This window comes from Caulobacter sp. (genome assembly GCF_035254145.1).
Lineage (GTDB): Bacteria > Pseudomonadota > Alphaproteobacteria > Caulobacterales > Caulobacteraceae > Caulobacter.
This window is the reverse complement of record NZ_DATFAV010000192.1, coordinates 1-10,464: the sequence shown is the minus strand read 5'-3', so window position 1 is coordinate 10,464 and position 10,464 is coordinate 1. Positions and strand designations below refer to the sequence as shown.

7 protein-coding genes and 1 pseudogene are annotated in these 10,464 nt (G+C 69.5%); 4 read left to right on the top strand and 4 right to left on the bottom strand.

Annotated elements, in window-relative coordinates; translation table 11 throughout:
• Positions 1 to 93: 93 nt before the first annotated feature.
• The 4 genes from VJ655_RS11855 to VJ655_RS11840 all read right to left on the bottom strand — a co-directional run bounded on the left by VJ655_RS11855 (position 94) and on the right by VJ655_RS11840 (position 5,668).
• The gene (locus tag VJ655_RS11855) at positions 94 to 1,482 is read right to left on the bottom strand and encodes an L-serine ammonia-lyase (RefSeq protein WP_324111290.1); all 1,389 of its coding nucleotides are present in this window, start codon (positions 1,480 to 1,482) and stop codon (positions 94 to 96) included.
• A 69-nt stretch (positions 1,483 to 1,551) separates the two neighbouring features.
• Complete coding sequence (locus VJ655_RS11850; protein ID WP_324111288.1) at positions 1,552 to 3,207, bottom strand: M28 family metallopeptidase; 1,656 nt, start codon at positions 3,205 to 3,207, stop codon at positions 1,552 to 1,554.
• A 170-nt stretch (positions 3,208 to 3,377) separates the two neighbouring features.
• A complete protein-coding gene (locus VJ655_RS11845) occupies positions 3,378 to 4,589 on the bottom strand; it encodes an alanine racemase (RefSeq protein ID WP_324111286.1) in 1,212 nt (403 codons plus the stop codon).
• A gap of 101 nt (positions 4,590 to 4,690) precedes the next feature.
• The gene (locus tag VJ655_RS11840) at positions 4,691 to 5,668 is read right to left on the bottom strand and encodes a threonine/serine dehydratase (protein ID WP_324111284.1); all 978 of its coding nucleotides are present in this window, start codon (positions 5,666 to 5,668) and stop codon (positions 4,691 to 4,693) included.
• Between the two features lie 133 nt (positions 5,669 to 5,801).
• On the opposite strand from VJ655_RS11840, the gene VJ655_RS11835 reads away from it, so the two are divergent.
• The 4 genes and pseudogenes from VJ655_RS11835 to VJ655_RS11820 all read left to right on the top strand — a co-directional run.
• Positions 5,802 to 6,425, top strand: a complete 624-nt coding sequence (locus VJ655_RS11835) for an acyloxyacyl hydrolase (protein WP_324111282.1) — start codon at positions 5,802 to 5,804, stop codon at positions 6,423 to 6,425.
• A gap of 139 nt (positions 6,426 to 6,564) precedes the next feature.
• Complete coding sequence (locus VJ655_RS11830) at positions 6,565 to 7,851, top strand: adenylosuccinate synthase (protein WP_324111279.1); 1,287 nt, start codon at positions 6,565 to 6,567, stop codon at positions 7,849 to 7,851.
• Between the two features lie 222 nt (positions 7,852 to 8,073).
• A complete protein-coding gene (locus VJ655_RS11825; RefSeq protein WP_324111277.1) occupies positions 8,074 to 9,762 on the top strand; it encodes an ATP-binding protein in 1,689 nt (562 codons plus the stop codon).
• A 96-nt stretch (positions 9,763 to 9,858) separates the two neighbouring features.
• A pseudogene (locus VJ655_RS11820) lies at positions 9,859 to 10,464 on the top strand (hybrid sensor histidine kinase/response regulator); the annotation flags it as partial.

Sequence of the window (10,464 nt, the reverse complement as noted above, 5' to 3'; positions counted from 1 at the left end):
ACCTCCCCCGGAGGGGGAGGAGAGCGCGATTTCTGCTCCCCTTCTGGGGGAGCTGTCGCGGAGCGACTGAGGGGGCGGCGCTGACCCAGCCGATCAGCACTCGACCCGGTTCACCGACAGGCCCACCGCCAGCCCCCCCATCGAGGTCTCCTTGTAGATCTCGTTCATGTCCTCGCCGGTGCGCTTCATGGTGGCGATGACCTTGTCGAGGCTGACCGAGTGCTGGCCGTCGCCGAGCAAGGCCAGGCGCGCGGCGTCGATGGCCTTGATGGCCCCCATGGCGTTGCGTTCGATGCAGGGGATCTGCACCAGCCCGCCGATCGGGTCGCAGGTGAGGCCCAGATTGTGCTCCATGCCGATCTCGGCGGCGTTCTCGATCTGGGCGTTGGTTCCGCCTAGCGCGGCCGCCAGGCCGGCGGCCGCCATCGAGCAGGCCACGCCCACCTCGCCCTGGCAACCGACCTCGGCGCCGCTGATCGAGGCGTTCATCTTGTAGAGCGCGCCGATCGCCGCGGCGGTCAGCAGGAAGGTCCGGACCTGCTCGGGCGAGCCGTTGTGGAAGCGGACGAAGAACCTCAGCACGGCCGGGATCAGGCCCGCCGCGCCGTTGGTCGGGGCGGTGACGACGCGGCCGCCGGCGGCGTTTTCCTCGTTGACCGCCATGGCCCACAGGTTGACGAAGTCCATGGCCGCCAGCGGATCGCTCATCTGGCGCTCCATCCGGCCCTGGATGGTCTGGTGGATCTGGCGGGCGCGGCGCTTGACGGTCAGGCCTCCGGGCAGGACGCCGTCCTGGCGCATCCCCCGGTCGATGCAGGCCTCCATGGCCCCGAAGATGCGGTCGAGGCCGGCGTTCATCTCGCCCTGGCTCATCCCCGCCTGCTCGTTGGCGGCCATGACCGCGGCGATCGTCAGGCCGGCCTGCTCGGCGCGCTCCAGCAGATCGGCGGCGCTCTCGAACGGGAAGGGGACGGGCGGGCCCTCGTCCGGCGGGGCGTTGCTGCCCATCTGGCTTTCGTCGCGGACGAAGCCGCCGCCGATGGAGAAGTAGGTGCGCTCGGCCAGGATCTCGCCGGTCCCGTCGAAGGCGGTGAAGGTCAGGCCGTTGGGATGCTGCGGCAGGCGCTCGTGGCCCAGCCAGACGATGTCCCGGACCTCGTCGAAGGCAATGGCGTGGTCGCCGCCCAGGCTCAGCGATTGGGTCGCCTGGACCTCCAGCAGGGCCGCCTCGCCGGCGTCGGGATCAAGCTGCGCCGGCACGAAGCCCATCAGCCCCAGGATCACCGCCCGGTCCGTGGCGTGGCCGCGTCCGGTCAGGGCCAGGGAAGCGTAGAGGCGGATTTCGACCCGCGCGGTCGCCGCCAGCTTTCCGGCCGCGCGCAGCCGCCCGACGAACAGCCCGGCAGCCGTCATCGGCCCCATGGTGTGGCTGCTCGACGGGCCGACGCCGAGTTTGAAGAGGTCGAAGACTGAGGCGGTCATGGGGTCACAAATCGTGTGTCATCCCGGCTCGGCGCGCTGTGGGCTTAGCCGGGATGACAGTTTCAAACCTTATTTCCGCTGCGCCGCCGTGGCGTCGCGCAGGGTCTTGAACTCCGAGCCCGCCTGCCATTGCGGCCAGACACGGCTGTTGGCCAGATCCGCGCCGATCTCGTAGACGAGGCCGAGGTCGGCGGCCTGGCCGGAGAGATCCCAGTCGGGCGACCACTCGTCGGCCGGTTGGTGGTAGCGGTTCTCGGTATAGTCGTCCTCGGCCTTCTGGCCGGCTTCCTTGCCGCCCTTCACGAGGTCATTGCCCGAGCCGATCGAGATCGCCGGCACGCCGCGCTTGGCGAACGGGAAGTGGTCCGAGCGGTAGAAGTGGCCGGCCTGCGGTGTCGGATCGGGCGTGAAGTAGCGGCCGTGCAGCTTGGCCTTGGCGACCAGCAGGTCCTGGAGGTCGACCTTGCCGTCTCCCGACGTGCCGATGTCCTTGGCGGGACCCGCCGCCGACAGGGCGTCGATGTTGATGTCGCCCACCGTCTTGGCCAGCGGGAACAGCGGGTTGGCCCCGTAGTATTCCGAGCCCAGCAGACCCTTTTCCTCGGCGGTCACGGCCAGGAACAGGATCGAGCGCTGCGGGGCGGGCTGGCTCTTGAAGGCGCGGGCCAGTTCCAGCAGGGCGGCGATGCCGTCGGCGTTGTCGACCGCGCCGTTATAGATCTTGTCGCCCTTGGCGTCCGGGGCGCCGACGCCCAGGTGGTCCCAGTGGCCGCTGTAGATGATGGTCTCGTCCGGATACTTGGTCCCGACGATGCGGCCGGCGACGTTCTTGGAGACGATCGTCTCGTGCTTGACTTTGTAGTCGGCCGAGAAGGCCGCGCCGGTCAGCGTCACCGGCTTGAAGTCGCGGCCCTGGGCCTGCTTCTTCAGCGCGTCGAAGTCGAGGCCGGCCTGCTTGAAGAGGTCGACGGCGACGTCGCGCTGGATCCAGGCCTCCAGCGCGGGGTGCGACTTGGCCGGCTCCTTGCGGACGATGTCGAACATCACGTTGGTGTTGGAGTTCTTGACCGTGGCCCAGCCGTACGAGGCCGGCGCGGTTTCGTGAACGATCAGCACGCCGGCCGCGCCCAGGCGGGCGGCCTCCTCGTACTTGTAGGTCCAGCGGCCGTAGTAGGTCATGGCCTTGCCGCCGAAATCTCCGGACCCGGTCTCGAAGTCCGGATCGTTGATCAGCACGACCAGGATCTTGCCCTTCAAGTCCATGCCCTTGAAGTCGTCCCAACTTCTCTCTGGAGCTTTCACGCCATAGCCGACGAAGACGATCGGGGCGTCCTTGATCGAGACGGCGTCGACATTGGTCATGGCCGCGCGGATGGCGACCTGCTCGCCTTGCGTCCAGGCCTGGGCCTTGCCGCCGACGCTGACGCCGGCGCTGACCGGGCCCTCGATCTGGAACTTGGCCAGCGGCACGTCCTGGGTCCAGGCGCGCTTGCCGTCCTTTTGGACATCCCCCGCTGGGGTGAGGCCGACGGCCTTCATCTGGTCGACGATGTAGCCGACGGCCTTTTTCTCGCCCTCGGTGGCGGGGCCGCGACCCTCGAAGTCGTCGGAGGACAGAACCTTGATGTGGGCCGAGAGGCGCGCGGGGTCGATCTTGGGCGTATCCGCCGCCTGCGCCAGCAACGGCGCGGCGAAAAGGGCGGTGGCGAGCAGCAGGCGTTTCATCCGTGACCCTCTTAGGGGGAAATCTTGTCGTTGAGCGGGGGACCCTAGAGGGGCTTTGAGGGCGTGGCTAGGGGCGTCGCGCGGGCGGAGGGCAGGGTGGTGATACCGCAGAAATTCTCGTCATCCTGGCCGCAGCGTAGCGGAGAGCCGGGACCCGAGGAGGTGAAAGCTTAGACGGAACTCACCCGTCTCCCATCCACCGCCCAGCGCTCCAGCCGCTCCCCATCCCAGACATGCAGCGCGTCGTAGAGGTTGATGGTCGGATCGCAGTGGCCCGGCTGCAGCCAGACGATGTCGCCGACCTTGGGCGCGTCCTCCGGCCAGGCGCGGACGGGATCGGCGTCGGCGGCGGCGACGGCCTTGTCGAAGCCCAGCGGCGCGCCGCCCGAGGCCTTCAAGACGTCGAAGGTCGCCGGATGGGCGATCATGCCGTGCTCGTCGCCCATCGGCCGCCACAGCGAGCCGGGCGCGGCGCCGGCCGCCACCCGAGCTGGCGGGCCGTCCATCGCCATGGCCTTGAAGCCGGCGTCGACCACGACGTGGCTCTTGTGGCGGGCCGAGACGACACTGGCGGCCACGAACAGGGCCGGCTCGAACGGCCACTCGCCGCCGCCCGGCGCGCCGCAGGCGTCGTACTCCACGTCCATCACCGCGTACGAACCCGCTTGCAGCTCGGTGAAGACGCCCGAGGCCAGGTCGAAGGCGTGGGTCCCGGTGCCGCCGCCCGTCACCACCGGCGGCGGCAGGCCAGCTTGGGTCAGTTCGGCGACCAGGGCCCTCAGCGTGGCGAAGGCGGCCTCGTCGGCCGAGCGTCTCAGCGCGCCGTCGTCCAGATGCTGCAGGTGGCCGAGATAGGCCTGGATTCCGCCGAAGCGCAGGCCAGGCGCGGCGTCGGCGGCGCGGGCCAGGGCCAGGGCCTCGTGCGGATAGACCCCGGCGCGGTGGGTGCCGAGATCGAGGTCCACGACCAGATCCAGGACGACGCCCGCCGCCACGGCCGCGTCCGACAGGCGGTCGATCTGGCCCGCGTCGTCGGCGACAGCGCCGACCGTCGCGCCTGTCCGCGCCAGGGCCGCCAGGCGGGCTGGACCCCAGGTCGGGACCGGGGCGGTGACCAGGACGTCCCGGATCCCGCCGGCCACATAGGCCTCGGCCTCGCCGACGGTCTGGCAGCACAGGCCCACGGCGCCGCGCTCAACGATCAGGCGGCCGAGCGTGGAGCACTTGTGGGTCTTGCCGTGAGCGCGCAGGCGCACGCCGGCGGCGTCGCACAGGGCCTGCATCTTGCCGATGTTGCGTTCGAGCGCGGCGCGGTCGACGACCAGGAGGGGGGTCTGGGGGAGGGACGTCTGGGGGAGGGCGGTCGCGGGTGGCAGGTTCATGTCTTCTTCCCTCCTTATTGGCTGTCATCCCGGCCAAGCGCGGAGCTCGCCGAGCCGGGACCGCGCTGCGTTCCGCCCGGGATGACACCTTGTTTGTTGGCTCAGATCTGACCGCCCAAAACCCGCGCGAACAACCCCGGATCGACATTGCCGCCCGACAGCACGATCGCCGCGGTCTTTCCCTTCAGGTCCACCTTCCCCGTCAGCGCCGCCGTCAGGGCGACGCAGCCGCCGGGCTCGACGACCAGCTTCAGGACCGAGAAGGCGTAGCGCATGGCTTCGGCCACCTCGGCGTCGGTCACCGCCGCGATCCCGGTGAGGGTCTTCTGGTTGATCGGCCAGGTCAGCTCGCCGGGGGTCGGGGTCAGCAAGGCGTCGCAGATCGAGCGGGCGTTCTTGTCGATGGTCTCGCGCCGGCCGCTCTCCAGCGAGCGGCGGGTCTCGTCGAAGCTGGCCGGCTCGGCGCCCCAGACCTCCGTCGCGGGCGACAGGGCCTTCACCGCCGTCGAGGTCCCGGCGATCAGGCCGCCGCCGCCGACGGGGCTGAGCACGCGGTCGAGCTCGACGCCCTTGGCCCGCGCCTGCTCCACGATCTCGATCCCCAGCGTGCCCTGGCCGGCGATGATGTGCGGATCGTCGTAGGAGGGCACGACCACGCAGCCGCGCTCGGCGGCGATTTGGTCGGCGATGGCGACGCGATCCTCGGTGAAGCGGTCGTAGAAGCGGATCTCCGCTCCGAAGCTCTTGGTCCCCTCGACCTTCACGGCGGGCGAGTCGGACGGCATGACGATCAGCGCCGGGCATCCGACCAGCTTGGCCGCCAGCGCCACGCCCTGGGCGTGGTTGCCCGACGAAAAGGCCACGACCCCGCGCTTCTTCTCATCCTCGGAGAGCTGGCTGAGGCGGTTATAGGCGCCCCGGAACTTGAAGGCCCCGGCCCGCTGCAGGGTCTCGGGCTTGAGGAACACCCGCCCGCCCAGTCGTTCGTTCAGCGCCGGGCTCTCGATCAGCGGAGTCTCGACGGCCAGGCCCTTCAGGCGTCCGGCGGCGGCTTGGATGTCGGCGAGGGAGATGGACATGGCCGCAGGTTTAGAGCCTGCGGTTGAGCTTTTGAAGTCGCTTCCCCACATCCCGGGCTGGCGGCCGAAACCCTTTGCGAGCTTCGCCGTTCACGACATAAGAGCCGTGGGGGCTCAAGATCAGGACGACTCGATGAAGACCGCCTTTTTCGCCGCCACGGCCGGCCTTCTGCTCGCGGCGGGCGCGCTGGCTTTGGCCGCGCCCGCACAGGCCGGAGAGGCCTTCGTCGGGGTCTACAAGCACGACGTGACCTTCATCGGCGAAGCGGTCGGCCTGGGCGCGGCCGGGCGCGAGGACGGCGTCGACGTCCACCTGGGCTATCGCACCGGCAAGCTGGAAAACCTGGGCTGGCTGGGCAAGCCGCAGGTCCACACGATGGTGTCGATCAACAGCAAGAACAAATCCAACTTCGTCGCCGCCGGCTTCGACTGGAAGATCGATTTCGGCCAGCCGGGCGGATTCTACCTGCGGCCGGGCATGGGCCTGGCCTATACCGACGGCAAGGCCAAGCTGCCGCCGGCCAACGCGCCCGGCATCTCCGACGAGGAGCGGGCGCGCCGCACCTATCTCTACTATCACCGCATCGAATTCGGCTCGCACGTGCTGTTCGAACCGGAGCTGGCCCTTGGCTATCAGGTCAGCGACCGGATGTCGGTGGAGCTTTCCTACACCCACCTGTCGAACGGCCAGATCTTCCACCAGGGCAAGAACCAGGGACTTGACGACGCGGGGGTTCGGCTGGTTTACGCCTTCTGACTTCGCGCGAGGCCGATTTGACGGCTGGCGCGGCGCCCTTTGAAAACAAGGGTGGCCAAAACTGATTGAACGTCCGGGGTCGAGTCCTGTCGAAGGACCCCGTGACGTCACCCGGCAGGCGACAAGGCGTATCTCTATCATGGCCAATGTGACCGTTGTCGGCGCCCAGTGGGGCGACGAGGGCAAGGGCAAGATCGTCGACTGGCTCTCCAACCGGGCCGACGTCGTGGTGCGCTTCCAGGGCGGCCACAACGCCGGCCATACGCTGGTGGTGGACGGCAAGGTCTATAAGCTGGCCCTGCTGCCGTCGGGCGTGGTGCAGGGCAAGCTGTCGGTGATCGGCAACGGCGTCGTGGTCGACCCGTGGCACCTGCTGACCGAGATCGACAAGATCGCCGAGCAGGGCGTGGCCATCACGCCCGACCTGTTGATCCTGGCCGACAACGCCTGCCTGATCCTGCCGCTGCACAAGGACCTGGACCAGGCGCGCGAGGCGGCCTCGACCCAGAAGATCGGCACCACCGGGCGGGGGATCGGCCCGGCCTACGAGGACAAGGTCGGCCGCCGCGCCATCCGGGTCGCCGACCTGGCCGATCCGGAAGCCCTGAAGCCCAAGATCGAGCGACTCCTGTCGCACCACGGCGCCCTGCGTCGCGGCCTGAACCTGCCGGAGGCGAGCGCGCAAGAGCTGTTCGACGCCCTGATGGACCTGGCGCCGCGCATCCTGCCCTACGCCCAGCCGGCGTGGCGGGTGCTGGACCAGGCCTACAAGGCCGGCCGCCGCATCCTGTTCGAGGGCGCCCAAGGCGCCCTGCTGGACGTCGACCACGGCACCTATCCGTTCGTCACCTCGTCCAACACCGTGGCGGGCCAGGCCTCGGCCGGCTCGGGCATGGGGCCGGCGGCGACCGGCTATGTGCTGGGCATCGTCAAGGCCTACACCACTCGCGTGGGCGAGGGGCCGTTCCCGGCCGAGCTGTTCGACGAGGTCGGCAAGCACCTGTCGACCGTGGGCCGCGAGGTCGGGGTCAACACCGGTCGGGCCCGCCGCTGCGGCTGGTTCGACTCGGTGCTGGTGCGCCAGTCGGTGGCCATCAACGGCATCCACGGCGTGGCCCTGACCAAGCTGGACGTGCTGGACGGCCTGAAGACCCTGAAGATCTGCGTCGGCTACAGGATCGGCGACAAGGTGGTCGACTATCTGCCGGCCGGTCTGCGCGACCAGGCCGCCGCCACGCCGGTCTACGAGGAACTGGAGGGCTGGAGCGAAAGCACCGCCGGGGCCCGCTCGTTCAAGGACCTCAACGCCAACGCCATCAAGTATGTGCGTCGCGTCGAGGAACTGATCGGCGCGCCGGTGGCCCTGCTGTCGACCAGCCCCGAGCGCGACGACACCATTCTCATGCGCGACCCCTTCCAGGGGTAGCGGGGCCTGATGCGCGATCCCTTTCAGGGCGCGCGCGAGGCCGGATGCGCAATTCCTTTCGGGGTAATAAAGCGCCGAGGTGCAAATAGTGCGACAGCACGTCGCACGGTAAACCCTTGTGAACCTTATGCCGCCTAGCCTCCCGTCAAGTTTCCTTGGCGGGGGCGGCGAGTGGGGTTGCGTGAGTTTCTCGAGGACGGGCGTCAGGGTGCGACCTTGACCATGAGCCGGCGCGCCCGAGGGGCTCGCTGCGTGGTCGCCGCCCTGGCGGCGGGCTTGCTGCTGTGGCAGTTCGGCTGGCGCGCGGCCCTGGCCTGGGTGGCGGTCAACGTGGTGCTGGAGGGGTGGCTGGCCTACCTCGAGCGGACCATCAAGACGCGCAAGCACGACCTCGGCGGGATGCTGAAGCGATTCGGTACGCCGGCCGCCTTCAGCCTCGTCTGGTCGATCATGGCCGGCCTGTGCTGGATTCACGGCTCGCCTGCCATGCGGTTCACCGCCCTCGTCGTCCTGTTCGGCCTGATCGTCGAGGCGATCCGCTATGGCGCGATCAGCCGGCCCGCCTTGCTGGTGATCGCCCCGCCGCCATTCATCGCCCTGACGGTGGCGCCGCTGGCCGATGGCCAGTTCAAGGGCTGGGAGTTCGGCGTCATCGTCCTGACCATCGGCGGGCTGCTGTTCTACATGCTGGACACGGCCCGGCAGCTGCGCGCCAACGGTCTGGCCCTGGAACGGGCCGAGGCCGCCGCCCTGGACGCCAGCGAGGCCAAGTCGGCCTTCCTGGCGATGATGAGCCATGAGCTGCGCACGCCGATGAACGGAGTTCTGGGCCTGGCCCACGCCCTGCGCGGCGCCCGCCTGGACCAGCGTCAGGCCAGGTATCTGGAGTTGATCGAGCAGTCGGGCCACGGCCTGATGACCATCCTCAACGACATTCTGGACCTCTCGAAGATCGAGGCCGGCAAGCTGGACCTGGAGATCGCGCCGTTCGACATCCGCGACCTGGCCGACCAGATCGGCCTGGTGTGGAGCGAGACGGCCCGCGAGAAGGGGCTGGACCTGACCCTGGAGGTCGATCCGGCCACGCCCGCCTGGGTGGCGGGCGACGTGGCGCGCGTGCGCCAGATCCTGCTGAACCTGGTCTCCAACGCCCTGAAGTTCACGGACGCGGGCGGGGTCACCGTGCGTGTCGGGCCGGACGCGGGCGGGGTGGTGCTGGCGGTCACCGACACCGGCGTCGGCCTGACCGACGAACAGCGCGCGCGTCTGTTCTCGCCGTTCGTCCAGGGCGACCGCTCGACGGCCCGCCGGTTCGGCGGCACGGGTCTTGGCCTGGCCATCTGCCGTCAGCTGGCCGAGTTGATGGACGGCGACGTGACGGTGGAAAGCGCCCTGGGCCAGGGCTCGACCTTCACCGTCCGCCTGCCGCTGCCCGCCACCGAGGGTCCGAGCGTCGAGGCCGGGCGCGAGGCGACGGCCAGCGAGCCCAGCCTCGCCGGAGTGCGAGTGCTGGTCGTCGACGACAACGCCGTCAACCAGGTCGTGGCGCGGGCCATCCTCGAGGCGGCCGGGGTGTCGGTCGCCACCGTCGACGACGGCGGGGCCGCCCTGGCCTCGCTGCGCGCCGAGTCCTTCGACCTGGTGCTGATGGACGTGCACATGCCGGTGATGGACGGGGTCGAGGCCGTTCGGCGCATCCGGGCCGGCGAGGGTGGCCGGGTCGACATGCCGGTGGTGGCTCTGACCGCCGACGCCATGGTCGGCGACGCCGAGCGCCTGCTGGTCCAGGGCTTCGACGACGCGCATCCCAAGCCGATCCGCCCCGCCGGCCTGCTGGCGACGGTGGGCCATTGGGCGATGCGGCCATCGCCGCCGTCGAAGCACCGACCGATGAGCGCGGCGCGCTTCTGAGCGTCGCCGACGCGGTCATTCGCGTCTTAGGTTCGTAACGTGACAGGTGAAACCCGCTACGGTCAGGCGGCTTGTCGCGCCCGGAGGGGGCAGGGTTTGGGTCTTCGAGAATTCCTCAATGACGGGATCGACGGCGCTTCGCTGGAGATGAGCCGCCGTGGAACGGCGGGTCGCCTGGTGATGACCACCCTGGTCGGAATCCTGCTGGCCTACACCTTCGGCCTCTATGTCCTGCTGCCCTGGATCGCGATCAACGCGGTGCTGGAAGGCGTGCTGTTGCTGGTCAAGGCCCAGTTCCGTCCAGCCTCCGAGCGGCGCTTTCCGATGATCCGGCGCCTGGGACCGGGCATGGCGTTCAGCGTGGTCTGGTCCGTCGCGGCCTGCCTGCTGTGGCTCCATGGGTCGGCCGGCCTGAAGTTCGCCGCCCTGATGGTGATGTTCGGCCTGCTGATCGAAGGGCTGAAATACGCCGCGGTCAGCCGCGCCCTGCTGCTGGCCCTGGCGCCGCCGCCCTTCGCCGCCCTGATCTTCGCCGCCGCGACCTCGCAGCAGTGGAAGGCCTGGGAATACATCGTCCTGGCGGTGGTCATGGTCGGGGTCACGAGCTTCACCATGGACGCCGTGCGCCTGTTGCGCGCCAACGCCCAGGCGCTGGAGGAGGCTCAGGCCGAGGCCCAGGAAGCCAGCCGCGCCAAGTCGACC

Coding starts and splice junctions, on each gene's coding strand:
- VJ655_RS11855 (WP_324111290.1), bottom strand. CDS start 1,482: ATGACCGCCTCAGTCTTCGACCTCTTCAAACTCGGCGTCGGCCCGTCG.
- VJ655_RS11840 (WP_324111284.1), bottom strand. CDS start 5,668: ATGTCCATCTCCCTCGCCGACATCCAAGCCGCCGCCGGACGCCTGAAG.
- VJ655_RS11835 (WP_324111282.1), top strand. CDS start 5,802: ATGAAGACCGCCTTTTTCGCCGCCACGGCCGGCCTTCTGCTCGCGGCG.
- VJ655_RS11845 (WP_324111286.1), bottom strand. CDS start 4,589: ATGAACCTGCCACCCGCGACCGCCCTCCCCCAGACGTCCCTCCCCCAG.
- VJ655_RS11825 (WP_324111277.1), top strand. CDS start 8,074: ATGAGCCGGCGCGCCCGAGGGGCTCGCTGCGTGGTCGCCGCCCTGGCG.
- VJ655_RS11830 (WP_324111279.1), top strand. CDS start 6,565: ATGGCCAATGTGACCGTTGTCGGCGCCCAGTGGGGCGACGAGGGCAAG.
- VJ655_RS11850 (WP_324111288.1), bottom strand. CDS start 3,207: ATGAAACGCCTGCTGCTCGCCACCGCCCTTTTCGCCGCGCCGTTGCTG.